We start from the raw sequence: 23,871 nt of genomic DNA on the forward strand, positions 1-23,871 counted from the left end.
GTCCAATATCGCATCAGGAATCGCAGGCTCTTTGCGGCGTGCCATCGGGCTTCTCCTTCTTTCCCACTATGCACCGGCCAAACACGAAATTCCTGACACTCCCCTTTTTTGATGCCGGCACAACGATGGCGCAACTCGCCCGCCGGCTGCGCGTGCAACCTCAGCGTATCACCGTCGTCACCAATGGCCTGACGATCGCGCAGGAACTTTCCGCGCTATCGGATATTCGCGTGATCATGATCGGCGGCGATCTGCGGGCGGAAAACATGTCCCTGGTCGGGCCGCAGGCGGAAGCGATGCTGGCTGGTATCTGGTGCGACCAGCTGTTCCTCGGCGCCGGCGCTATTGCCGAGGACGGCGCGATCTACAGCAGAGATGATCGGGAAGCGAGCCTCAACGCATTGATGTTGAAACGGGCCGCGCATCGCGTGCTGCTTGCCGATTCGAGCAAATTCGGACTGCGCACGACCTATCGCGTTTCGTCTATTGCCGAGCTTGATGTCATCGTCACTGACGCCGGCATGCCCGCGTCCTGGCGTGACCGCCTGGGACGTCTGCCGAAAACTCAAACCCGCTACATGGACGCGGCGGAGATGGTGGCTTGAGCGACTATGTGCTCGGGCTGGACGGCGGCGGCACGAAAACCTTGCTCGCGATCGCTGATCGCGCCGGTCATGTCGTCTTCCATGCGCGGGCGGCAGGGATTGGTCCCATCGAGAATCCGGATTGGGCAGAGACCCTGCGGACGCTGACGCAGAGTGTGGCAGAATACACGTCGCGCATCGCTTATGCCTCCTTCGGCATGCCGAGCTATGGTGAAATGCCCGCGGTCTCGGCCGCACAGGAAGACGCGGCCTTGGCGGGCAGCGGTTTTCCGCATTGCGTGCTCAATGACGTTCATACCGCTTTCGAAGGCGCCTTTATCGGACAGCCGGGCGTGCTTCTGCTGGCGGGTACCGGCTCGATGGTTTGGGCCGAAGATGCTGCGGGCAAGCAGATCAGGGTCGGCGGCTGGGGACATGGGTTCGGCGATGAAGGCAGCGCCTTCTGGATTGGGCAGGCAGCGATTGCCGCTTTCTCGCATTGCCTGGACGGTCGCGGTCAGGATCAAGCCTTTGCCGATGCCCTGGCCCATCGGCTGGGCTTGCCGGTCGAGAACCGCGCCGATGCGCTGACAGCCTGGTATTACGAGGGTGCTGATCCGCGCGTGAAGGTAGCCGCCCTGGCGCGCGACGTTGACGGTCTGGCCGAGCAAGGCAATGCGACCGCGAAAACCATTCTGACCCAGGCGGCGATCCATTTGTCGCTGCATGTGCGTGGGGCCTGGCGCCGCCTGCCGAGCCTGCCGGACAGGGTCTGGTGCGGCGTCGGCAGCATCATGAATAGCGGTCATGTCACGGATTATCTTCAGACATTGCTAGAAACGCCGCCGATCTCCCCGGCGCTGCCGCCTGTCGGCGGCGCGCTGTGGCGGGCGGCAACCAATGCCGGCTGGCCAATGGATTCTGCCTGGATAGACCAGCTGCGGACTGAACTCTCCTGCCAATCCTGAAAACAAAAAGGTCGGACCGATGAAACTCCGTGCGTCATTGCTCGCCTTCTCTGTCCTTTGCTCCTTCGCGATCCCCGCAGCCCATGCGGATAGCGCGAAACCCTATGCGGGACAGACCATTTCCGTGCTGCTGCCGCCCTGGGGCACGCTGCCCAAGGCCATGACGGACAGCTTCACGGCTGAGACCGGCATCAAGATTGACATGCAGACCCAGGGCTGGGATCAGATCCATGCCAAGATCCTGACCGCCATGATCGCCAATAACGCGCCGGCCGATGTGACCGAGGTTGACTGGTCCTGGGTCGGTCAGTTCGGTGCCGCCGGCTGGTATGTTCCGCTGCAGGGCAAGGTTTCCGCCGATGTGGTCAAGGATGTCGCATCATCGAAGATCTTCACGACCGACGGCAATCTGATCGCTATGCCCTATAACAACGACTTCCGCGTTCTTATCGTGAACAAGGCGATGTTCGACAAGGCCGGTATCACCAGCCTGCCCACGACAATGGACGAGCTGTGGAACGATGCCGTTGCGTTGAAGAAATCCGGCGTCACCTATCCGATCGCGCTGCCGCTCTCGGCCAATGAAGGCACCTCGACCGCCTGGTATCTGATGACCAAGGCTTTCGGCGGCGATCTGTTCGACGCGCAGCTTAAGCCGGAATTCACGACGCCCGATTCCGCCGGCTATAAGGCGCTGGATTGGATCGTGAAGGCCGTGAAGGCCGGGCTGATCGATCCGGCTTCGACCGGTTTGACGGATGTGCAGGTGCAGGCTTTCCTCTCCGGCGGTCAGGCGGCGATCGATCTTGCCGGTTGGGCCGGCAATCTCACCGTCTATAACGACCCCACGAAGTCCAAGGTCGCGGGTCATGTCGAGGCCGTGCTGATGCCGAGTGCGACCGGTCATAGCCGCAGCTTCGGTCTGCCCGAGGCGCTCGGCATTCCCGCCAATGCCGCGCATAAGGACGCTGCCCTGGCGTTCATCGATTGGTGGATGAAGCCGGCAACCCAGATCGAAGCCTATACGGCGCTGGGCGATCTGCCGACGAGCACGGCGGCCCTTTCCAGCCTCAGCGCCGCAGGCAAGATCCCGAGTGGCGATGTCTTGTTGAAGCAGATCCCGACGGTCGAGCCGCTTTTCGCGCAGGGCACGCCGGAATGGTATCCGCAGTTCAGCGCGGGTGTCTCCTCCGCCATCAACGAGGCCGCGAAGGGCCAGCTGACGGTCGCCCAGGCCATCGCGCAGATCGCGGCCCAGGCGCAGAAGGCGAAGTCTCAGTAAGCGATCTCGCGAAAGACCAGGACCAGACGGACGGGATGCTGTGACTGCGCTTTCTCTCCCTCGACGTCGCGCCCGCATCAGCGGGGGCGATGCCGGCCTCGGCCTGCTGATGGCGCTGCCGATCATTCTGTTGATGGGCAGTCTTGTCTTCTGGCCGCTGGTCATGACCTTCTGGGACAGTGTGCATCGGGTGGACCCGATGCGCTTCGGCACGCCCTTCGTGGGCCTGCGCAACTATCTGAGTTTGTTCTCGGACAGCGATGTTCAAAGCTCGGCTTTCAACACGATCGTCTATGTCGTGGTGGCCGTGGTGATAGAGACGGCGGGCGGTGTCGCGGCCGCCCTGCTGTTGAACTCTCTGGGGCGGGCGCGCAAATGGGTGCTGGCCGCCGTCATTCTGCCCTGGGCTTTGCCGCCTGTCGTCAATTCCATCATCTGGCTCTGGATCTACAACCCCAGTTACGGCGTTCTGAACGGCGTGCTGCGCGCGCTGGGTGTGATCTCCCAGAATCACGTCTGGTTCAATGACCGCTGGTCGGCACTGCTGCTCATCGCGGTCGTGCATATCTGGCGCATGCTGCCGATTACCGCTGTCATTGTGCTTGCCGGTCTGCAATCCATTCCGCAGGAATTGTATGAGGCGGCGCGGATCGACGGGGCAGGGGCGCTCAGCCGATTCGGGCGCATCACCTTGCCGCTGATCGGCGGCAGCCTTGCCATCGCCATGACGCAATCGACCGTGCTGGCCTTCAATCTCTTCGACGAGGCCTGGATCCTCAACGGCAGCAGCGGCGATACGCGGACTTTGCTCATCCAGGTCTATATGTCGGCTTTCCAGGATTTGCATTTTTCCTACGGCATGGCGCTGTCGGTGCTGGTGATGTTCGCCTCCCTCGCTGTCTCGCTCATCTATGTCATCCGCGGCAAAGCGGAGACGAGCGCGGAATGAAAACCAAACCGATACAATCCTGGCTTATGCGCGGTGGCGTCACGCTGCTGCTGGCCTGGAGCCTTGCCCCCATCCTTTGGGCTGTGCGCTCCAGCCTGACGCGGCCGGTGGACCTGACGGCGTCCAAATTCTCGTTTCTGCCGCCGACCTTCACCTTGCAGCATTACGGCAATCTTCTTGGCACCGTCAGCGCCTTTCAGGGTCAGGTGACGCAGTCGGTCTGGCCGCAATTCAGCCGCGCTTTGATCAATAGCCTGGTGACCTCGGCGGCGGCGACCGTCATCACCGTGATCGCGGCGGCCCTCGGCGGCTATGCCTTTGCCCGCCTGCGCTTTCCCGGCCGCGACGCGATCTTCGGCCTCATTGTCGCGACCCTCGCGATCCCGGCCTATACCGTCATGATCCCGCTTTATCGCATGATGGTGAGCCTGCATCTGGTCGATACCTATCTGGGCGTCACGCTTGTCTATGTCTCGGCTTTTCTGCCCCTGGCGCTTTGGTTGATGCGCAGCGTCTATCGCGGTCTGCCGATTGCGTTGGAGGAGGCGGCGGCGATAGACGGCGCCGGCAAGCTGCGCACGCTCTTTACCATCATCCTGCCCATGGCCGGGCCAGGACTGATGGCCGCCGCCATTCTGACCTTCCTGACGGCATGGGGGCAGTTTCTGATTCCCCTGGTTTTCTCGCCGACCTTGGCGACCAAGCCGCTGACGGTGCTGATCCCTGAATTCGTCAGCAAAAACTACATCGATTACGGGCTGATGAACGCGGCCGGCGTGCTTGCCATCATCCCGCCGCTTCTCCTCGTCGTTTTTCTCAATCGCTATCTGATCAGCGGGCTGACCGCCGGGTCGGGAAAATAAGCGAAATCACCAGTCACAGCGCTACAGGATTTACCATGAACGCAACCGAACGCGGCATTTTCGAGCAGTTCGAATTTTGGGCCAATGCCCCCAATCCCGCACCCTTCAGCGACAGCACGGCGATCCACGTCTTCGTGGGCTGCGGCACGTCCTTCTACATCGCCCAGGCGCTTGCCGCCGCCGCCAATGCAGATGGCGTGCAGAGCATTGCCGTGACGGGCGGCGAGTGGTGGCACCGTCCGCACTACTATCTCGCGGCCGGCCAGACAGCGCATGTCATCGTGCTGTCCCGCAGCGGTGAATCGACCGAAACGGTGCGCGCGGCGGAAGTGAGCCAGAAAGCCGGCCATCACGTCACGGCGCTGACCTGCGCCGAAGACAGCAGCATCACCCGCTTCGCCGATACCGTGCTTTATGCGCCGACCCATCCCATCGAGGGCATCGTCATGACGGCCTCGGCCAGCTTGATGCTGCTGATGGGCATGCGCCTGGCCGGCATCACGATCGGTGCGGCCGAGATCGCCGCCGCCGAAGCCGCGCTGGAGGCGGTCGATACCGCCGCCAATAGCCTGCTGGAAGGCCGCTCGCATTTCGTCTTCCTCGGCACCGGTCCGCTTGCCGGCATCGCCCAGGAAGGCGGGCTGAAGCTGCAGGAGATGAGCCTGAGCTATACCCAGTCCTATCCGACCGCCGATTACCGCCATGGACCGATCACCCTGGCCGATGAACGCAGCGTCGCGGTCATCCTCTACAGCCCGGAAGGCCAGGCCGATGATGCGGCTTTGGCGAAGGATCTGATCTCCAAGGGCGTGCGGGTTCTGGGTTTCGGTGGTCCCGGCACGGTCGAAATCGCCGTCGGTGGGGAAGCCGCCGCACGCGGTCTGGTCTGTCTGCCGGCCTTGCAGATTTTGGGTGAGCGTGAGGCGCAATTGAAGGGCCTGGATTCGATCAGCCCGCGTGGCCTCAGCAAAGTCGTCGTGCTCGGCTAAACACGCCTCATGTGAAGACCGCGCTAGCGTGCGGTCTCCACCGGGACGCTCAGGCCAAGTTTCAGGATGCTGAGCACGACATTGGTGGTCATTCGCCGAACCTGCGGGTTATGCGCCATGACGCGGGCGGAGACGGCGTCAAAAGCCTCGACATCTTCAGCGACGATGATGAGGATGACGTCGACCGACCCGGTCACGTAATAGGCCTGCTGGATTTCCAGCTGCTTTCCCGCCCAGGCGCGGAAGCGGGCGAGGGCCGTGTAATTCTCCCGCTCGATCTCAAGCCCGACGACGAAGGTCATCAGCTTGCCGGCGGCCTTGCGGTCCAGGACCGCGATTTCGGCCGTAATGATCTTGTCCTGCCGCAGGCGTTTGATGCGTCTTTGCACGGCGGATGTCGACAGACCGACCTGTTCGGCGATCTGCTCGGCCTTCAACTGGCAATCTTCCTGTAAAATGGTCAGGATTTTGCAGTCGAAACTATCCAGCGGTTCGCTCATCATGTCTCCGGCGTCGCGGCGAGCCATTCGGGCAGCGACGCCCGCAATTGGACTTGGAATGAGACAGCAATGTAGCACGGTTGGCGCAGCCCAGGCAGCATCCGCGATGCAAGGATCGATAAAAATTTGCGCTTTGTTGCCGATTTTTGGCGCGATACCGCCTTGTCACGCCATTTAGGGGCGGATTTGCAGGAAATTTGCAGATTTCGAGTAGGTCAGCGCCTGTAGGGTCCCTCGCCATTCTGGAGCCCGATGACTTTGGGTCGATCCGTCCCGACGTCTGAATTGGTCTCTAAATTATTGATCGACAGCGAGAGTTCGGATGTCGGGTTGCCTCAACCCGGCATCATCGCGTTCTAGGGATTGACTGGCATGATTATTCTGGACGGCGGTATGAGCCGGGAATTGCAGCGGATTGGAGCCCCCTTTCGCCAGCCCGAATGGTCCGCCCTCGCATTGATCGAAACCCCGGCGCTGGTCGAGCAGGTCCATCGTGAATTCGCGGCCGCCGGCGCGGATGTGATCACGACCAATAGCTATGCCCTGGTGCCGTTTCATATCGGTGAGGAGCGTTTCCGCACCGAAGCCCCGATGCTGGCCGCGCGTGCGGGTGAAGTGGCGCGCCAGGCAGCTGACGCCGTCAATGCGACCCAGCCCGGCCGCGCGGTGCGCGTTGCGGGGTCTTTGCCGCCGATCTTCGGCTCCTACCAGCCGGAACTGTTCGATGCAGCGACCGTGCAGGACTACCTCTCCGTTCTCGTCATCGGATTAAGGCCGGCGGTCGATCTTTGGCTGGGCGAGACGCTGTCCAGCCTTGCCGAGGCGCGCGCGGTGCTGGCAGCGGTGGACGGCGGCGGCCGTCCCGTGTGGATTTCCTTCACCTTGGATGATGCGGTTGAGGGGCGTGGCGCCGAACCGCGTCTGCGGTCCGGCGAGACAGTCGCCGAGGCGGCGGCCTGGGTGGCGGCGGCTGGAATCGACACGCTGCTGTTCAATTGCAGCCAGCCGGAAGTGATGGCGCCCGCCGTGCGTGCGGCGGCCAAGGTCTTCGCCGCGCATAAGGTCAGCATACCGATCGGCGTCTATGCCAATGCCTTCGAGCCGCAGAAGAACGAGAAAGCGAATGAGACGTTGGCGGATGTCCGCCAGGATCTCGACGGTTCGCGTTACAGCGATTGGGCGGATGAATGGGTGGCCGCCGGCGCTTCCATCATCGGTGGTTGCTGCGGCATCGGTGTCCATCATATCCATGCGCTGTCTCAACATCTGCGCGCCGAGGCCGTTTCCGCCAAATGACGGCCGGTTTGCGTTTCAGTCTTTAAGGCGTCTTCACAGCGGCGGCGGGGTTTGATCGATGGGTCCTTATGTTGATTCAGTAACCTATGACGAGGTGCTGCCCGAACGGGCCAGCGTCGTCGTCATCGGCGGCGGTATCATCGGGACTTCGGCCGCCTTCACCCTCGCCAGCCGCGGCATTTCGGTCGTGCTCTGTGAGAAGGGGCATATCGCGGGCGAGCAATCGAGCCGGAACTGGGGCTGGGTGCGCCAGGCCGGACGGGACTTTCGCGAAATGCCGCTGATCGTCGAAAGCCTGCGCCTGTGGCGCGGGCTTGACCGTCAGATCGGCGCTGAGACCGGCTTCCGTGAATGCGGCGTGCTCTATGTCGGTGAGACCGAAGACGACGAGCGCAACTTCTCCAACTGGATGGAGATGGCAAGCCCCTATCAGATCGGGGCGCGCATGGTGCGCGGCGTGGAGATGGAAGCGCTGATGCCGGGCTCGTCGCAAAAATTCCGCTGCGGTATGCATGTGCCGACCGATGGCTGTGCCGAGCCGCAGAAGGCGGCCCCGGCCATCGCCCGGGCGGCGCAGGAGAAGGGGGCGACCATCCTTGGCCATTGTGCAGTACGTGGCCTGGAAAAGACCGCTGGGCGTGTCAGCGCCGTGGTGACGGAACGCGGCCGCATTGCCTGCGATGCGGTTATTCTGGCGGGCGGCGCCTGGTCCGGCCTGTTCTGCGCCAGCCTGGGCATCCGCTTGCCGCAGCTGAAGGTTCTGTCATCGGTCATGCGCACCGCGCCGGTCGAAAATGGCCCGGAACCCTGCACCTGGATGGGGGAGATCGGCTATCGCAAGCGCCGCGACGGCGGCTATACCATCGCCCATGGCAGCGGCCATGTAACGCCGATCGTACCGGATTCCTTCCGCTACCTCCGCGAGTTCTGGCCCAATATCAAGCGCGAGGGGATGGCGGGCATTCGCCCCCGTTTCAACGCGCTGTCGCGCTTTGAGTTTACAACGCCCCGGCGCTGGTCGCTGGATCGACCAAGTCCATTCGAGCAGGTGCGTGTGCTGGACCCCAAGCCGAACAAGCGGTTGAACGACAGTGCGATGGAGACGATGCGCAAGCTCTATCCGGCCTTTCGCGATGTGCCGGTGGTGCAGGAATGGGGCGGCTATATCGATGTGACGCCCGATATCGTCCCCTATATCGGCGCGGCGGAAGACTTGCCGGGTCTGGTGGTGGCGACCGGCTTCTCAGGCCATGGTTTCGGCATCGGCCCTGGCGCTGGCAGGCTGGCGGCCGATATCGCGATGAACGAGACGCCTTTCGTCGATCCAACCGACTTCCGGCTGACGCGCTTCAGCGACGGCTCTCCCATCGTGCTGGGGGCGGAGTTGTGACCTTGGCCGCACCCCCTGCGGTGATCATGGACGGTGTGAACACCAGCTTCGGCACCAATCACGTGCTGCGCAATGTCTCGCTCAACGTCGGGCAGGGCGAAAGGGTGGTGATCTGCGGTCCGTCGGGCTCGGGCAAATCCACCATGATCCGCTGCATCAACGGATTGGAGCGCTATCAGTGCGGTCGTATCACCGTCGACGGCATCGCGTTGACGCGTGACGCAGCCTCGCTGAAACGCATTCGCCGTGATGTCGGCATGGTCTTTCAGTCCTTCAATCTGTTTCCGCATCTGACCGTGCTGCAGAATTGCGTGCTGGCGCCGATGTCGGTGAAGGGTATGAAACGCGCGGAAGCCGAGGCGCTGGCGATGGAGTTTCTCGGCCGCGTCAAAATCCCGGAACAGGCAGGGAAATATCCAAGCCAGCTGTCTGGCGGCCAGCAACAGCGCGTGGCCATTGCCCGCGCGCTCTGCATGCAGCCGCGCATCATGCTGTTCGACGAACCGACCTCCGCGCTGGACCCTGAGATGGTCCGCGAAGTGCTGGACACCATGGTCGAACTCGCGGGTTCCGGCATGACCATGCTCTGCGTCACGCATGAAATGGGTTTCGCGCGACAGGTGGCCGATCGGGTCATCTTCATGGATGGCGGGGAGATCGTGGAGGAGGGCGCGCCGGACAGTCTGTTCGCGGCGCCGAAGACCGAACGCCTGCAGCGCTTCCTCGCCCAGATATTGCGCAGCCATTGAGCGGGCTGGACAGTATGATGGGCGGCTACGGCAGCCAGTTCGCGGCAGGCATTTTGCTGACGCTGGAAATCTCGGTGTGTTCTTACCTCATCGGTCTGATTTTCGGCGTGCTGGGGGCGAGTGCTAAACTCTCGCCCTGGAAAGCGCTGCGCCTGCTCGGCAATCTTTATACCATCATCGTGCGCGCGCTGCCGGAACTGCTGTTGCTGCTCATCGCCTTCTATGTGCTGGCGGGCGCGATCTCAGGCCTCGCGGCGTCCATCGGCCTCGTCAAATCCGACTTCGCCTTCAATCCCTTTCTGGTTGCGGTTATCGCACTCGGCTTCATCCAGGGCGCCTATGTGACGGAGATTCTGCGCGCCGGTGTGCTTGCACTGCCGAAGGGGCAGAGCGATGCGGCGCTGGCGCTGGGCCTATCCTTTCCGGTGCGCTGGGGTCGGGTATTGGGTCCGCAGGTGATGCGTCATGCGCTGCCGGCCCTCGGCAATGTCTGGCTGAACGCGACAAAGGATTCTTCACTCATCAGCATCGTCGGTGCCTTCGCGGATGTGCTGAAGGTCAGCAGTCTGGCTGCCGCCGCGACCAAGGACTATATCCTGTTCTACGCCCTGGCCGCGCTCTGTTTCCTTCTCATCAGTGTGGTCTCGATGGCGATCCTGAATGCGCTGCATATCCGTAGCCGGCGCGGATTGCATATCGCATGAATTTCTCTGGCGCCTTCTTCATGACGCAGGTGATGCCGCAATTGATCGCGGCGATCCCCATCACGCTGGAACTGACGGCGATTGCCGCCATCGGCAGTGCCGTTTTCGGAGTGCCGCTGGCCTTGGCTCTGGGCGCCCGCGCCTGGCTGCGCTGGCCGGCCCAGGCCTATAGTCTTGTCATACGCGGCACGCCGATGCTGGTGCAGATCTATTTCATCTATTACGGCCTGGGCTCCCTCATCCCCGGCCGCTGGATGCGCCATAGCTGGGCCTCGCCCTATCTGCGTGACGCCTTCTGGTATGGCGTCGCGGCCCTCATCATCAACGAAACCGCCTATGTCGCGGTCATCCTGCGCGGCGGGCTGGACGGCGTGCCGAAGGGCGAGAGAGAGGCCGCGGCCGCGCTGGGTCTGTCCCCCGTCACGACGTTCTTCCGCATCGTGCTGCCCCGCGCCTTGATGATCACGCTACCGACCTTCGGCAGCGAGCTTATTCTTCTCCTGAAATCGACGGTGCTGGTATCGACGATCACGATCTTCGACGTGCTGGGCGAGGCGGATGTCATTCGCTACCAGACGCTGCGCGTGCTGGAGCCGCTGCTGGGGGCGGCTGTCGTCTATGTCGTGCTGGTCGGCGCAATCAGCCTGGTGGTGATGGCGATCGAGGCCTGGCTCGCCCGCATGCGCTGACCTGTCCCGGTCAGACCGGGAAAATTTGGCCTTGTTCCATCCGCGCGACGCTATCCACATCGCGCAGCGCCTGCGGCCGATGGGTGATCATCAGGGTCGTGCGGCCCTGCATCAGCAGGGCGAGCGCGTCGATCACGATACGTTCGGACAGTGCGTCCAGCCCCTCGGTCGGCTCGTCCAGCACCAGGATCGGCGCATCCTTCAGAAAGGCGCGGGCGATGGCGATGCGCCGCGCCTGACCGCCGGACAGTTGCGTGCCGACTTCGCCCACCATCGTCTCCAGCCCATCCGGCATCGCTGATACTTCGTCAAGGATACCGGCGCGGCGCAGCGCGTCGTGCATCGCGGCGTCAGTGGCATCGGGCCTGGCCAGGCGCAGGTTTTCCCGAATGCTGGTATTGAACAGATGTGTCTGCTGCGCGATGACGGCGCAAAATCCGCGCACCGTCTCGCCGTTCAGATCGCGGATCGGCACGCCGCCGATCAACACCTCGCCGCGCTCGCAATCCCAGAAACGGAGCAAAAGATTCCCGAGGCTCGTCTTGCCCGATCCGGTCGGCCCGACGATGCCGAGTGAGCCGCCGGCTGGTATCGTGAGGCTGACACCGTCCAGCGCCCAGGGGGCGTGGGCGTCATAGCGCAGCCCGACATCGCGGAATGCGATATCGAAGCGCAGCGGCGCAGGCGCTTCCGCCGACGGCTCCTTGACCGCAGGTTCAGCATCGACGATCTCGAAAATGCGCCGCGCGGCAGCCAGCGTCTCACCCAGCGCGCGATAGGCATTGGGCAATCCGCTAACCGCATCGAAACTCGCGAGCACGAAGAGCGCGATCATCGCGATATCCGGCCCCGGCAATCGTCCGGCCGAGGCAAGCGGAATGGCGCAGACGAGGGCTGCCAGCATGGTGCATTGGACGATAAACAGCCCGGCACCGCCGGAGGCCGCTTCCACCCGCGCCTGGGCGCGTTCGGCACCGATCAATGCCTCGTAACCGGCCTCATGCTGCGCAGTCTGTCGGGCGAGGGCGCCGAAGACGCGCAGCTCCTCGAAACCGCGGATGGTATCCGCAATCTCGGCGCGCAACTGGCCGCGTTGCGTGACCGCCGCCTGGCCCGGACGGCGGGCGAGACGGAAGGCCATCAGCGGCAAGGCGAGGCCGACGAGCAGCAGGCCGAGCAGATCGGCCAGGGCCGCACCCGCGCTGAAATGCGCCAGGAACAGCACCATCAGCACAGCGCAGACGGGCGCCACGATGCTCGGCGCCAGAACGCGCAGGTAGAAATTGTCGAGACTGTCGATATCGGCACGAATGCGGCTCAGCAGATCGCCCGCGCGATGGGTCTGCAGCCGCGCGGGGGCTAGGGGTTCCAGATGTTGGTAGAACCAGACACGCAATTGCGACAGCAGGCGGAAGGTCGCCTCATGCGTCGTCAACCGCTCCAGATAACGGCCGACCGTGCGGATGATGGCAAGCGCGCGGATGGCGGCCGCCGGCAGGAAATATTCCAGGTGCAGCAGGCCGAGACCCGCCAGGCCCATCGCCGCAATGAACCAGCCGGACAAGGCGAGCAGCCCGACATTGGTCAGCACCACGACAATGCCGAGCAGGATACCCAGCACCTGCCAATGCCAGCTGGCGCTCAATAGGCGGAGAAGACGCCAAAGGTCTTTCATAGCGCGCCCTCATGATAAAGCGCGCTCATGGCGGCGTAATCGGCAGGACGCGCCAGAAGTTCGTCATGCGCGCCCGCCTCGACGATGCGACCCTCGCGCAGGACAAGAATGCGGTCGGCCGATGCTGCCGTTTCCAGGCGATGGGCAATCAGCAGCACCGTCGTTTCACGGGGCATCGCCGCAATCGCATCGCGAATAAGGGTCGCGGTCGCCAGATCAAGGCTCGCCTCGGCCTCATCGAGGATCAGAAGATCGGCGGGTTTGAGCAGCGCGCGGGCCAGCGCGATACGGCGGATCTCACCGCCCGACAGCCCTTGGCCGCGTTCGCCGATCACCGTCGCATAGCCATCCGGCAGGCGCCGGATGAACCCATCCGCCGCCGCCGCTTGCGCCGCATGAATGACCGCGTCATCCGAGGCGTCCGGCACGCCGAGACGAATATTCTCGGCGATGCTGCCGGCGAAAAGGGTCGGCCGCTGCGGCATCCAGGAAATGCGGGCGAACCAGTCTTCCGGCGCGATGCTGCGAAGGTCGGTGCCGTCCAGCGTGATGCGCCCTGCGTCCGGTGCGGCAAGGCCAAGCAGCAGGCGTGCGATGGTGGATTTGCCGGAGCCGCTGGGCCCTACCAGGGCCACACGCTCCCCACGCCGGAGCGAGAAGTCGATCCCCTGCAGCGCCGGCTGGTCGGCGCGATAGGCGAAATGCACAGCCTCGACATGAATGCTGCCGAGCCTGGCCGGTGCGGCTTCGGTGCCGGGGATGGCCTCGGGTTCGGGCGTTTCCAGCAGCGCCACGATCCGTTCGGAAGCCGCGATCGCGTCCATGCGCGCGTGATATTGCGTGCCCATGGCGCGCAGCGGGCGGAAGAATTCCGGCGCCAGCAGCAGCACGAAGAAGCCGGGCAGGAAGTGCATCTGGCCGTAATAGAGGCGGAAGCCGATGAAGACGGCGACCATGGCGACGCCGAGCGTGGTGAAGAATTCCAGCACCAGGGAGGACAGAAAGGCGACGCGCAGCACGCTCATGGTGCTCTGTCGGTAATCGTCCGAGATGCGGCCGATGATCTCGGCCTCATAGCGGCTGGCGCCGAATAGCTTGAGCGTCGAGAGGCCTTCGACGACGTCAAAGAACTGCGCGCTCATCAAAGCGAGCTTGCGCCATTGCCTCTGGTTAAGGCGCTCGGTGCCCTTGCCGATGACGATCATGAAGATCGGGATCAGCGGCGCGCCGATCAGCAGAATGACGCCTGAGACCCAGTCGGCCGGAAAAACCGCGATGAGAAGGGCGACCGGAATGAAGGCCGCGACCGCCATCTGCGGCAGATAGGCGGTGTAGTATTTGTCGAGCGTATCGACGCCTTCCACCAGCAGGTTGGCGAGGTCGCCGCTGCGTTCCTGGCCGAGGAAGGCCGGCCCGAGCCGCGCGATCTTGGCGTGCAGCGCCTGCCGCAGATCGCGCTTCACCCGCGCGCTGCCCGCGACGGCGGTCACCGTCGCGCCATGGGCCATCAGGGCACGGATAAAAAAGAGCCCGACCAGCGGCCAGAGCAGCGGCATCACGGCGGCAAGGCCGCGATGCGCGAAGATGACGCCGGTCACGGCCTTGGCCAGCAGCCAGGCTTCCGGGATGAGCAGAAGTCCGCTGACTGCGCCAAGGGTGATCGCCGTATTGAGCGGCCGCCGGGCGATCGCCGCCCGGCGCTTCAGCCAACCATCCAGTGCGCGGCTGACCGCACGCGGCATGGGGGGCTTATGGGTCGTCATGATTTAACCGAGCCGTCAGTTGCCTCGGGCATTCCGTCTCAGTGATAGGCAGCCAGCGCCGAGACGCGGGCCCGGAAGACCCAGATCTGATAGGCGTTGTACATCAGCATCACCGGGAAGAAGCCGCCCATGGCGAGGGTGAAGGTAAACAGCGAAACCGCTGGGCTGGCGCCGGTATAGATGGTCCAGGTATTCGGCACGAGCCAGGGATAGACGGTCCACATCATCGCGCCCGCCATGATGGCGACGGCCGCGTTGAACCACAGGATGGCGGTGAAATCGCGATCCGCGTGGCTTGCCACACGCATCTTATAGGCCGTGAAGATGACGGCGAGCAGAACGATGCCCCAGATCCAGAAATTATGGCCGAACCATTTCTTCGAAGCCCAGGGGAAGATCGAGGCACTGATGGCGACCGTGATCGCGACGGCGACCAGCGCCAGCCAGAAGATCGTCTTCGTCCAGCGCGCCGCCTGTTCGCGGATCGGCTCGCCATGCTCAAAGCGCGCGCGGATAAACAGCACCCCGGCCAGCGTCACGGCGATGACGGCGGCAATGCCTGTCCAGATGCTGAAGGGCGTGATGAAGCGCCAGGAGCCGCCGATATAGGTCGGCACCACACCGGGCGTATTGGTCAGCGGATAGCCGTGCAGCACCGCACCCACCGCCATGCCGCCGAAGAAGGCGACCGCGAGGCTGGAGAAGCCGAAGCAGATATCCGAGAAGCGCTGCCAGGGGGTCTCCGCCAGATGGCGGAATTCCAGCGCCAATGCGCGGGTGATCATGCCCCACAGGGCGAGCGCCAGGGGCACCATGAGATAGTTGAAGGCCGAGCCGTAGACGAAGGGGAAGGTGCCGAACAGCACGCCGCCGGCGACGATCAGCCAGGTCTCGTTCGCGTCCCATGTGCCCGCCATGGCGGACATGATGGCGCCGCGCTCATGATGGCTGCGGACAAAAAGAGAGAAGACGCCGGCGCCGAGATCGGCACCATCCAGCAGGATATAGAGGAGCACGCTGAAATCGAGCGCGATCCACCAGGCGAAGGTGACGATATGTTGGATATGGTTGAGCCCGTCCATGGCTAAGCTCCCGGATAGATGCGGATCATGTGTTCGATCATCTCAGATCGGACGGACATAGGAAGGCGCCTCATGGCGGCCGGGGCGCGGCTCCAGCTCGCCCAGATGCTGGTGCCCGCCGTGAACGACGGGGCTGTCCAGATCCGGTCCGCTGCGCATCACCTTGGCGAAGAAGAACCAGGTGCTGCCCCAGACGATGATTTCGAAATACATATAGCCGAGCAGCCAAAGCAGGGCGGAGGTCACGTCCATATGGCTGACGCCTTGTTCCGTCCGCATCATGCCGTAGACGACCCAGGGCTGACGCCCGACCTCGCGCACCCACCAGCCGCACCAGATGCTGATATAAGGCAGGAAGCCGCAGAGAATGGCGGCCCAAAGAAACAGCCGGTTCTGGACGATGCGCCCGAGGGCGAAGCGACCGCGCAGGATGAGAAAGGCGCCCCAGAAGGCGAACAGCATCAGCGCACCGCCCGCCGCCGCCATGATGCGGAAAGCATAGAAGGGCACGACGACCGGCGGCCGATTCTCTGGCGGAATGGTGTCGAGGCCCGGAACCTTGCCGTTCCAGGTATGGGTTTCCAGCAGGCTCAGCACATGCGGAACGCTGATCGACCAGGCGAAGTCATCGCCCTTGGCATTGGGCCAGCCGACAACCTTCCAGCTGGTATCGACCGAACCGTCCGGATTGTAGGTATGATAATGGCCTTCCATGGCCGCGAGCGCCGCCGGCTGGTCTTGCGCCACGATAAGGCCGAGACCGTCGCCGAGATAGACCTGCAGCGGCGCGATGATCACCAGGGCCAGGACCGCGTATTGCAGCGGCCGCTGGAACAGATCCACGTGTTTTCTGGTGAGAACGAACCAGGCCGAGACCGCGATGACGAAGCAGAGGGCGAGTTCGACACAGGCGATGAGCATATGCGGAAAGCCGAGCCAGACATCCGGGTTAAAGATAGCGGCGACCCAGTCGGTCACCTCAAAGACGCCGTTCTTGAGCGCGACGCCGGTCGGCGTCTGCATCCAGGAATTGGCGTCCAGAATCCACATCGCCGAGAGGCTGGAGGAGAGGGCGACGTTGAATGTCGCGAACAGATGCATCCCCTTGCTGATCTTGCCCCAGCCGAAGATCATCAGGCCGATAAAGCCTGCCTCGTACATGAAGGCAGTGATCGTCTCGTAGCCCAGAACCTGACCGAAGAATGGTCCGGCGGCCTGGGAGAAGGGGCCATACAGAATGCCGAAGGCCATTTCCATGGTGATGCCGGTGGCGACGCCGGCCGCGAAATTCACGATGAACAGGCGGCTGAAGAACCGAACGACATGATACCAGCGGTCGTCCTTGGTCGCGACCCAGCGCCATTCCGCGAAGAACAGAAGCATGGCCAGGCCGATCGTCAGCGGCGGATAGATGATGTGGAAGGTCGTGATCCACGCGAAATCCAGCCGCGACAAGAATACGGACAATGCACTATTCGACATCAATCACGCTCCGTAACGGTATTGGGTAAGCACATCGTTTCCTGACCCATTCGCTTATGAATGAAGTCGCGGCCCCAGGCATCTCTATTCTGGTACGCGCGCGCCCGCCAGGGTGAGGCGGGTGACATCATGAGGTCGGGATCGGGACGGGCCAAGTAATGCACAAATTTCAGAAAATTCTGAAATTACGGTACTAGCCATTTGATCTGTGTCAAGGAAGCTTCCGCTTGGAAGCCATGCGTGGGACGGGCGGATAGGCCTTCGTCTCGTCACTCGTGCAGTAAGCGCGCGGGTGACGAGTAGCGAGAAGCAAGCGTTTACAGCCCGTTATGCGTCACGCGCCCGTCCATCATGGTGAGCGGGACGGTGGCAGCGGCGAGCGCATCGGCCGGGGCGTTGATCGGATCGACGGAGAGGGCGGTCAGGTCGGCGCGCATGCCGGGCGTCAGCGCGCCCGAGATCGCTTCCTCATGCACCGCATAGGCCGCGATACTGGTCAGGCCCGCCAGCGCCTCCAGCCCGGTCAGCGCCTGTGACGGCTGAATGGCCTCGGCGAGACTCTGCTCCGCCAGACGACGGAAGCGTGCGCAGACCAGAATCTCACGCGGATCGAAGGGGGCGATCGGCCAGTCCGATCCCATGACGATCGGCGCGCCGGCATCGGCAATATCCCGGCAACGCCAGGCGCGATCGGCGCGTTCCTTGCCAAGGCGGCTGGACCAATTGTCCGAATGGTCCGCCCGCGTATAGCGCACGGCGTGGGACGGCTGCATGGACGGGATGATGCCTTCGGCCGCGAACCGCCCGATATCCTCATCCGGCAGCGTCTCGATATGTTCGATGCGATGACGGGCCGCGCGGCGCAGCGCCTCCGGCACGTCCTTCAGCGTGTCGAGCACGAAGCGGATCGCGTGGTCGCCGATGGCATGGGTGATGGTCTGCACCTGCCGCTCGGCGAAGAAGCGCAGCGCATATTGATAGGCTTCGTGATCGGGCCAGAGGGCGGCGAGGCCTTCGCCATGAATGTCGGGCTCATGCAGCCAGCCGGTGCCGCCATCGATGGTGCCGTCGATGAAGAATTTGGCGGCCACCACGCGCCAGTATTTGCCGTGCAGGCTCTGCTGGGCCAGCACCTCATCGATATCGGATTGGGACGCGCCGGGATTGACCCAGGGTGCCACATGCAGGCGCAACGGCAGATCGGCCTCGGCCTCCAGCGCCGCGAACAATTCCATGCTGCGGGTATTGGCGTCCATGACATGGATGCCGGTGAGGCCGCTCGCCGCCATGCGGTTGAGCGTGGTGCGCAGCGAGGCGACACGATCGGCGAAGGTCGGGACCGGGATCAGGCCTTTCACCAGGGCAATCGCTTCCGGCTCCAGCAGCACGCCGGTGGGGCGGCCGTCGGCGTCGCAGACGATGACGGAGGCGCCGACGAAGCTGCGCGGGCCGGTGACGCCCGCCATGGTCAGCGCGGTGCGGCTGACGGCGACGCCGTGATAGTCGAAAATGAAGACGCAGGTCGGCCGACCGCCGACCGCATCCTCGATGGCGTCCGCGACATGGGGAAGCCCGGCAAAGGCGATGGGGTCCAGGCTATAGCCCATCACCCATTGGCCCAGCGGGGTGCGCTGCGCTTCCGCCCGCAGCCGCGCCAGCATTTCCTCGGCCGTGCGTGCGCCCGTCATATCGACGCCGACCTGCAGGTCATTGCCGGAGACAGGATGGGCATGACCATCGACCAGGCCCGGCGTCAGATAGGCGCCGCCGAGGTCGAAAACCTCCGTCCGGCTATTGCGGAGTTTCAGAATGTCATCGCCGGTGCCGACAGCCGCGATAAGGCCGCCGCTGATGGCGATGGCATCGCCGTCGCGGATGCCCGCGGGCGCTGTCGCATCGCGCAGCCGGGCGTTGAACAGGATTGTATCGATCTGTGTCGTCATCGCAATATTATCCAACTTACGAAAGAATGCCTTCGGACTTCAGATCGGCGCGCGTGCGCGTAATCGCTTCGCGCAGCGTCGCTGCGGTCTCGGCGATGTGCTCCTCAGTGAAGATCAGCGGCGGTGACAGCACGATGAGATGGCCGATGGAGCGCGCGATCAGCCCTAATTCGTGCGCATGGTCCGCGATGCGATGGCCGACATCGGCTTTCGGCGAGAAAACCTGCTTGGTTTTCTGATCGGCGACGGCTTCGACGCACATCATGAAATGGCTGCCGCGCACATCACCGACGATGTCGATATCGAGCAGGGATTTCAGCGCCTTTTCGAATTTCGGTCCATTCTCCCGCACCTGACCGCAGATATCCTCGTTCTCCATGGCGCGGATGGTGGCAAGGCCGGCGGCGCAGACCACGGGATGACCAGAATAGGTGAAACCATTGGTGAACCAGGCATCTTCCGGCGCGGCATTGAGCACGGCGTGAATCCGGTCGGAATAGATCAGCGCGCCGAGCGGCTGATAGCCCGAGGTGATGCCCTTGGCGGAGATGATGATATCCGGCTCGATGCCGAAATGCTCAGTGGAGGCGAAGAACTGGCCCAGCCGCCCGAAACCCGTCACGACCTCATCGGAGACGTAGAGAATATCGTATTTGCGGCAGAGGCCTTGTACGCGGGCATGATAGCCGCGCGGCGGCACGATGACGCCGCCGGCGCCCATCAGCGGTTCGGCGAAGAAGGCGGCGATGGTATCTGCGCCGAGCGAGAGGATCCGCTCTTCCATTTCGCTGATCAGCAGGTCCAGGAAAGCGGCCTCGTCCATGCCCTCGGGACGGCGATAGGTATTGGGGGACCGCAGCGTCTGCACCATCTCGGTTTCGAAATTGAGCAGCGGGCTGCGCGCCGTGTGGCGGCCGGACATGGAATGGGTCAGATAGGTGCTGCCATGGTAGCTGTCCATCTGCACCAGAAGGCGGCGCTTGTCCTTCTTGCCGCGCAGCGCATGATAAAAATGGATCAGCCGGACGGCGGAATCATTCGCGGTCGATCCGCCGCAGGTGAAGAAGACGTGGTTGAGATCGCCGGGCGCGATGCGCGCGATTTCCTTGGCGAGGTCGGCGGCGGGCAGGGAGCCGATATCCACGAAAGGCGTGAAATAGGGCATGCGCCGCGCCTGATCGGCGATGGCCTCGACAATGTCTTCACGCCCATAGCCGAGATTGACGCACCACAGCCCGGCCATGCCGTCCAGATAAGGGCGGCCCGTCGTGTCATAGACATGCACGCCGCGCGCGCCGCTGACGAGGAAGGCGCCACGCTCCTTGAAGCTCGCGAAATTGGTCCAAGGATGCAGCAGATGCTGACGGTCAGCCTCCCAGGCGGCTTTGGCCTCGGCCTCCGGGATGGCGAAATCGCGCATGCCGGAATTGGAGAGACGACCATCGGCCAGAGTAGAAGCTGTCATTGTCGGCGCGTCCTAGAGATTGCTTTCCTATGAGCCGCCTCTGACGCGACGGACGCGATTTGTGATCACTTTTTCGAAGCGTGCAAGGATTTTGTGATCAAATTCTTCAGGGTCGCAGCTTCAGCACCCAGGTTTCGCCCATCAGTGGCATGCCGAATCGGTCATGCATCGCGGTCTCTGTTATGGTGAAGCCGTGCTCGGCATAGATGCGACGCGCGGTTTCCAGAATGGTGTGAGTCCAGAGCGAGATGTCGCGGTAGCCGGTACTGCGCGCGAAATCGACACAGGTGGCAACCAGGGCGCGGCCGATGCCAAGGCCGCGGGCGGAGGATTCGACATAGAGCAAACGCAGCCGGCTGCGATCATCGCCTTCATCCGTCAGGAAGACAGATCCCGCGATCATGCCATTGACCTCGGCGACCCAGCATTGCTCGCGGCCGGGTTTGAAATTACGCAGAAAATTCGTCGTAACTTCGCCTTCGATCACTTCGATATCGGGTCCCCAGCCGTAATCCTCCCGATAGAGGATCGACTGCCGCGACGCGATCAGCCCCATATCGCCGGGGCGAAAGCTGCGCAGCGTAAACGTGCGTTCAGAGGCGGGGTCGAGCAGCGATTGCACGGTCGTCAGCGCCTGGGTCAGCTGCGCGCGTTGGCCAGGGTTCAGACGCTGCAGACTAGCCTCCACCACCGTCTGCTGACGGCTGTCCAGCTCAGCCGCGACCGCGTGGCCTGAGGCGGTCAAGGCGATCGGCCTCTGCCGGCCGTCTTCCGCGCCGCGCTCACGCTCGATCCAGCCGCGCGTTTCGAAACGGCCGAGAACACGACTGACGAAACCGCCATCCATACCCAGGGCTGCCTGAAGATCGGCGGCGAGAGGAAGGTCTCGCTGAGCGATCTCGAAAAGCAGCCGCGCTTCGGCCAAGGACATCTCGGTGCCGAGGAATTTCGGATCAAGCGCGCCGACATAATGCGTGAAAAAGCGATTGAAGCGGCGCAGTTGGGCGGTTGCAGTTTCCATGACCGCTTTATCGCAAAACAACTTGACTAAGTCAAGTATTCAGGGCGCGTAGAACCCATCCAGCACGCAGAGCGGCGTGACGATCAGGCTCGCCATGGCCGCAGCCGCGACAGGCAGCAGGAGCAGGCTGGGCGGGGCGGCATCAAGCAACCGCGCACGGGGGACCAGGAACGCGGTTGCGGGCAGTAGCGGCAGGAAATACCGGCCGGTCGGACCTTGCACGATGGGGAATCCCACCTTCGTCCAGGTCAGATATTGCGACATATAGATGGCGACGGTGATCAGCCCGAGCATGGTGAACAGCACGAATTGGTCGCGCCTTCCGAAGCCGCTCGGGCGCGTCTGCTGACGGTCGGCGAGTAGCGCGGATAACAGCGCCAAGGCCCAGAGCGCATAGAGCGGTGCCGGCAGGCGCAGCGAGACGAAGCCGAGGACGCCGATAAACTCCAGCACAATCCCTTTCTGTAGCCAAAGTGAGCGCAAAGTGAGGGTAAGGACGCGCAAAGGGTCTGCGGCCAGGACAAGCATTTGCGCCGCCGCATCAGGGCTGGTGAAGAATCGTACCGCAGGGCCCGGCCAAAATGGGCCGGCGCGGTAGAGCGGCAACGGCGGCCAGGGTGTCGCGATTTGGCTCATGGCATAACCAGCCCAGCCGAGTGCCGGAACCGCGCAAAGCGCGGCCAAAACCAGTCTCAGCCCGCAATCGCGGCGCGTCCTGATCGGAAAGACCAGCATCAGCAACAGTCCGACATAGGGAATTTTGGCGAGCGCGATGACGCCCAGCAGACCCGCCGCCGCGATCCAGTCGGGCGAGGGCCGCCGGCGTCCGAAGAGCGCCAGGACCTGTTCCTCCTCTCGGGTCAGCAGCGCCACGGCAAGTACGGCGGTCGCGATAAGCAGGCCGTCCTGATTGAGCGAAGCGGCGAGGGAGATTTCCATCGGCAAGGCCAATGTGCAGAGCAAAACGGCATGCCCGCGCCGTGCGATGCTCAACGCCAGCATGCCGATAAGGGCAAAGACAAAAAGATTGATCAGTCTTCCAGAGAGATAAGCTTCGGCAGGGCCCGCATGGATGGCACGCATCGCCGCCATGGCGATGGCCGCCGGCGCATAGAAGATCGGCATGTAGAGTGCCAAAGGCGTGATTTCGGCGAAGCTCAGATGTCCCTGCCATCGCGCTCTGTGCGCCTCATGCAGCCTAGCGGGCGTTACCCATTCGCCGGGGCCTTGAACCATGGCCGCCGCCACGATGCCAAGATCGGCGGAGACACCGGCGGCTCTGCGTGGGCTGCCGTCCGGCAGTTGGATGATCGCCCGATAGCCGATGATTTCGCCATGCGACAGGCTTTCGGCCCGCAGCGCATGAGCGGTTTCGTCGGCGACGCCGCCAAGCGGCGTGACGAAGGCAAGGATGATGCCGAGCGGCAGCACCAAAGCCAGGAAGATGATCAGGCAAAGCCTTGGCATCCGCGCATCATTTTGCAGATCCCGCCTGCCATCGGCGGGTCGGATCTCGCCTTCGTCTTCGCCCGTCGTGCGGAAGGCGATCAACCCGCTCATGCGGTTGCCTTGCGCGACGTCACCGGTATGTCGTGATGGCCTGACCTTGTCTGAACCAGACGTCCGCCGTCACCGCTGAACAAAGCAGAGCGGCGCAGGCCCATGCGCGACAGGCGATAATCGACGGAGGTTGCCAGAACACCCAGCCCATATGCCAGACTGCGGGGGAAATTGATGCTGGAGGCTTCGCGGAAATAGCGTGTCGGACAGGAGATTTCGCCAATGCGGTAGCCGGCGTCGATCGCAAGCGCCAGCATCTGATTGTCGAAGACGAAATCATCCGAACAGCGCAGCAGCGGCAGGCTTTCCAGCACGCTGCGGCTCCAGGCACGATAGCCCGTGTGGTATTCGGACAGGTTCTGCGCGAGCAGAAAATTCTGTGCGGCGGTCAGGCCAAGATTGGCGATGTATTTATAGAGCGGCATGCCGCCCTTCAGCGCGCCTTGGCCCAGAATGCGAGAGCCGAGCACGACATCGTAATGGTCGGATGCGATCATCGACGCCATGGCGCTGACGAGTTTCGGCGAATATTGGTAGTCAGGATGCAGCATGACGACGATATCGGCACCGCGCGCAAGGGCGGCTGCATAGCAAGTCTTCTGATTGGCACCATAGCCGCAATTTTCTTGATGGCAGATCGTAAAAAGCGAAAGCCCGCGCGCGACCATAACGGTGCGATCCTCGCTCGCGTCATCGGTCAGAATGATATCGTCGACAATATGACGGGGGATTTCGGCAATGGTGCGGAGCAAGGTCCGCTCCGCATTATAGGCGGGCAGAACGACGGCGACGCGCTTTCCGAGAAGCATGAACGGGTTTCCATCTTCGGTCTAAGGCGGGACCGCCCCGTGGAGATGGGCAGTGCCAAGCCAGTTGAAGCGTGGTGATCTATAATGTGGGAAAAATTCCCACACAAG

At 63.1% G+C, this 23,871-nt stretch carries 20 protein-coding genes and 1 pseudogene; 11 read left to right on the forward strand and 10 right to left on the reverse strand.

What is annotated here, in order from left to right:
- From ACELLULO517_RS14895 to ACELLULO517_RS14920, 6 genes and pseudogenes are all read left to right on the forward strand, one after another.
- Positions 1 to 605 (forward strand): annotated as a pseudogene (locus tag ACELLULO517_RS14895) (DeoR/GlpR family DNA-binding transcription regulator); the annotation flags it as partial.
- Entirely contained in the window at positions 602 to 1,552 is a 951-nt protein-coding gene (locus ACELLULO517_RS14900) for an N-acetylglucosamine kinase (protein WP_227308206.1), read from the forward strand. The pseudogene ACELLULO517_RS14895 and the gene ACELLULO517_RS14900, both read left to right, overlap by 4 nt.
- 19 nt (positions 1,553 to 1,571) lie before the next feature.
- Entirely contained in the window at positions 1,572 to 2,834 is a 1,263-nt protein-coding gene (locus ACELLULO517_RS14905) for an ABC transporter substrate-binding protein (protein WP_227308207.1), read from the forward strand.
- 40 nt (positions 2,835 to 2,874) lie between these two features.
- Complete coding sequence (locus ACELLULO517_RS14910) at positions 2,875 to 3,783, forward strand: carbohydrate ABC transporter permease (protein ID WP_227308208.1); 909 nt, start codon at positions 2,875 to 2,877, stop codon at positions 3,781 to 3,783.
- Positions 3,780 to 4,646, forward strand: a complete 867-nt coding sequence (locus ACELLULO517_RS14915; RefSeq protein WP_227308209.1) for a carbohydrate ABC transporter permease — start codon at positions 3,780 to 3,782, stop codon at positions 4,644 to 4,646. Before ACELLULO517_RS14910 ends, ACELLULO517_RS14915 begins: the two co-directional genes overlap by 4 nt.
- Positions 4,647 to 4,681: 35 nt before the next feature.
- Complete coding sequence (locus tag ACELLULO517_RS14920; protein WP_227308210.1) at positions 4,682 to 5,635, forward strand: SIS domain-containing protein; 954 nt, start codon at positions 4,682 to 4,684, stop codon at positions 5,633 to 5,635.
- Between the two features lie 23 nt (positions 5,636 to 5,658).
- On the opposite strand, the gene ACELLULO517_RS14925 is transcribed toward ACELLULO517_RS14920, so the two are convergent.
- Entirely contained in the window at positions 5,659 to 6,135 is a 477-nt protein-coding gene (locus ACELLULO517_RS14925; protein ID WP_227308211.1) for an Lrp/AsnC family transcriptional regulator, read from the reverse strand.
- Positions 6,136 to 6,507: 372 nt separating this feature from the next.
- Here ACELLULO517_RS14925 and ACELLULO517_RS14930 point away from each other — a divergent pair, with 372 nt between their 5' ends.
- From ACELLULO517_RS14930 to ACELLULO517_RS14950, 5 genes are read left to right on the forward strand one after another with little or no spacing between them, the layout of a single operon-like run.
- Entirely contained in the window at positions 6,508 to 7,431 is a 924-nt protein-coding gene (locus tag ACELLULO517_RS14930) for a homocysteine S-methyltransferase family protein (protein WP_227308212.1), read from the forward strand.
- 58 nt (positions 7,432 to 7,489) lie between these two features.
- A complete protein-coding gene (locus ACELLULO517_RS14935; RefSeq protein WP_227308213.1) occupies positions 7,490 to 8,821 on the forward strand; it encodes an NAD(P)/FAD-dependent oxidoreductase in 1,332 nt (443 codons plus the stop codon).
- A gap of 26 nt (positions 8,822 to 8,847) precedes the next feature.
- Entirely contained in the window at positions 8,848 to 9,570 is a 723-nt protein-coding gene (locus ACELLULO517_RS14940; protein WP_227308694.1) for an amino acid ABC transporter ATP-binding protein, read from the forward strand.
- On the forward strand, positions 9,567 to 10,274 hold the full coding sequence (locus ACELLULO517_RS14945; RefSeq protein ID WP_227308214.1) for an ABC transporter permease subunit: 708 nt from the start codon (positions 9,567 to 9,569) through the stop codon (positions 10,272 to 10,274). Before ACELLULO517_RS14940 ends, ACELLULO517_RS14945 begins: the two co-directional genes overlap by 4 nt.
- Positions 10,271 to 10,963, forward strand: coding sequence for an ABC transporter permease (locus ACELLULO517_RS14950; protein WP_227308215.1), 693 nt, complete (start codon positions 10,271 to 10,273; stop codon positions 10,961 to 10,963). Before ACELLULO517_RS14945 ends, ACELLULO517_RS14950 begins: the two co-directional genes overlap by 4 nt.
- Positions 10,964 to 10,973: 10 nt before the next feature.
- On the opposite strand, the gene cydC is transcribed toward ACELLULO517_RS14950, so the two are convergent.
- From cydC to ACELLULO517_RS14995, 9 genes are all read right to left on the reverse strand, one after another.
- Positions 10,974 to 12,638 carry a thiol reductant ABC exporter subunit CydC gene (cydC, locus tag ACELLULO517_RS14955; RefSeq protein WP_227308216.1) on the reverse strand — a complete coding sequence of 555 codons (1,665 nt, stop codon included), beginning with the start codon at positions 12,636 to 12,638 and terminating at the stop codon, positions 10,974 to 10,976.
- On the reverse strand, positions 12,635 to 14,401 hold the full coding sequence (gene cydD / locus ACELLULO517_RS14960) for a thiol reductant ABC exporter subunit CydD (protein ID WP_227308217.1): 1,767 nt from the start codon (positions 14,399 to 14,401) through the stop codon (positions 12,635 to 12,637). The genes cydC and cydD overlap by 4 nt, the downstream gene beginning before the upstream one ends.
- Positions 14,402 to 14,439: 38 nt before the next feature.
- Entirely contained in the window at positions 14,440 to 15,483 is a 1,044-nt protein-coding gene (locus ACELLULO517_RS14965; protein ID WP_227308218.1) for a cytochrome d ubiquinol oxidase subunit II, read from the reverse strand.
- 42 nt (positions 15,484 to 15,525) lie between these two features.
- Complete coding sequence (locus tag ACELLULO517_RS14970; protein ID WP_227308219.1) at positions 15,526 to 16,965, reverse strand: cytochrome ubiquinol oxidase subunit I; 1,440 nt, start codon at positions 16,963 to 16,965, stop codon at positions 15,526 to 15,528.
- Between the two features lie 317 nt (positions 16,966 to 17,282).
- Positions 17,283 to 18,908, reverse strand: a complete 1,626-nt coding sequence (locus tag ACELLULO517_RS14975) for an amidohydrolase (RefSeq protein WP_227308220.1) — start codon at positions 18,906 to 18,908, stop codon at positions 17,283 to 17,285.
- A gap of 16 nt (positions 18,909 to 18,924) precedes the next feature.
- A complete protein-coding gene (locus ACELLULO517_RS14980; protein ID WP_227308221.1) occupies positions 18,925 to 20,373 on the reverse strand; it encodes an aminotransferase in 1,449 nt (482 codons plus the stop codon).
- Between the two features lie 106 nt (positions 20,374 to 20,479).
- Positions 20,480 to 21,394 carry a bifunctional helix-turn-helix transcriptional regulator/GNAT family N-acetyltransferase gene (locus tag ACELLULO517_RS14985; RefSeq protein ID WP_227308222.1) on the reverse strand — a complete coding sequence of 305 codons (915 nt, stop codon included), beginning with the start codon at positions 21,392 to 21,394 and terminating at the stop codon, positions 20,480 to 20,482.
- Between the two features lie 39 nt (positions 21,395 to 21,433).
- Positions 21,434 to 22,954, reverse strand: coding sequence for a DUF2142 domain-containing protein (locus tag ACELLULO517_RS14990; RefSeq protein ID WP_227308223.1), 1,521 nt, complete (start codon positions 22,952 to 22,954; stop codon positions 21,434 to 21,436).
- Complete coding sequence (locus ACELLULO517_RS14995) at positions 22,951 to 23,763, reverse strand: glycosyltransferase family 2 protein (RefSeq protein WP_227308224.1); 813 nt, start codon at positions 23,761 to 23,763, stop codon at positions 22,951 to 22,953. Before ACELLULO517_RS14995 ends, ACELLULO517_RS14990 begins: the two co-directional genes overlap by 4 nt.
- Positions 23,764 to 23,871: the final 108 nt, after the last annotated feature.

The organism is Acidisoma cellulosilyticum (assembly GCF_020621385.1).
GTDB classification, from domain to species: Bacteria; Pseudomonadota; Alphaproteobacteria; order Acetobacterales; family Acetobacteraceae; genus Acidisoma; species Acidisoma cellulosilyticum.

Bases quoted from the DNA above. Each gene is read 5' to 3' on its own strand.
- ACELLULO517_RS14975 (WP_227308220.1), bottom strand. From the start codon at position 18,908: ATGACGACACAGATCGATACAATCCTGTTCAACGCCCGGCTGCGCGAT.
- ACELLULO517_RS14905 (WP_227308207.1), top strand. From the start codon at position 1,572: ATGAAACTCCGTGCGTCATTGCTCGCCTTCTCTGTCCTTTGCTCCTTC.
- ACELLULO517_RS14920 (WP_227308210.1), top strand. From the start codon at position 4,682: ATGAACGCAACCGAACGCGGCATTTTCGAGCAGTTCGAATTTTGGGCC.
- ACELLULO517_RS14930 (WP_227308212.1), top strand. From the start codon at position 6,508: ATGATTATTCTGGACGGCGGTATGAGCCGGGAATTGCAGCGGATTGGA.
- ACELLULO517_RS14935 (WP_227308213.1), top strand. From the start codon at position 7,490: ATGGGTCCTTATGTTGATTCAGTAACCTATGACGAGGTGCTGCCCGAA.
- ACELLULO517_RS14950 (WP_227308215.1), top strand. From the start codon at position 10,271: ATGAATTTCTCTGGCGCCTTCTTCATGACGCAGGTGATGCCGCAATTG.
- cydC (WP_227308216.1), bottom strand. From the start codon at position 12,638: ATGAAAGACCTTTGGCGTCTTCTCCGCCTATTGAGCGCCAGCTGGCAT.
- ACELLULO517_RS14970 (WP_227308219.1), bottom strand. From the start codon at position 16,965: ATGTCGAATAGTGCATTGTCCGTATTCTTGTCGCGGCTGGATTTCGCG.
- ACELLULO517_RS14990 (WP_227308223.1), bottom strand. From the start codon at position 22,954: ATGAGCGGGTTGATCGCCTTCCGCACGACGGGCGAAGACGAAGGCGAG.
- ACELLULO517_RS14925 (WP_227308211.1), bottom strand. From the start codon at position 6,135: ATGAGCGAACCGCTGGATAGTTTCGACTGCAAAATCCTGACCATTTTA.
- ACELLULO517_RS14915 (WP_227308209.1), top strand. From the start codon at position 3,780: ATGAAAACCAAACCGATACAATCCTGGCTTATGCGCGGTGGCGTCACG.
- ACELLULO517_RS14980 (WP_227308221.1), bottom strand. From the start codon at position 20,373: ATGACAGCTTCTACTCTGGCCGATGGTCGTCTCTCCAATTCCGGCATG.
- ACELLULO517_RS14940 (WP_227308694.1), top strand. From the start codon at position 8,848: ATGGACGGTGTGAACACCAGCTTCGGCACCAATCACGTGCTGCGCAAT.
- ACELLULO517_RS14995 (WP_227308224.1), bottom strand. From the start codon at position 23,763: ATGCTTCTCGGAAAGCGCGTCGCCGTCGTTCTGCCCGCCTATAATGCG.
- ACELLULO517_RS14965 (WP_227308218.1), bottom strand. From the start codon at position 15,483: ATGGACGGGCTCAACCATATCCAACATATCGTCACCTTCGCCTGGTGG.
- cydD (WP_227308217.1), bottom strand. From the start codon at position 14,401: ATGACGACCCATAAGCCCCCCATGCCGCGTGCGGTCAGCCGCGCACTG.
- ACELLULO517_RS14985 (WP_227308222.1), bottom strand. From the start codon at position 21,394: ATGGAAACTGCAACCGCCCAACTGCGCCGCTTCAATCGCTTTTTCACG.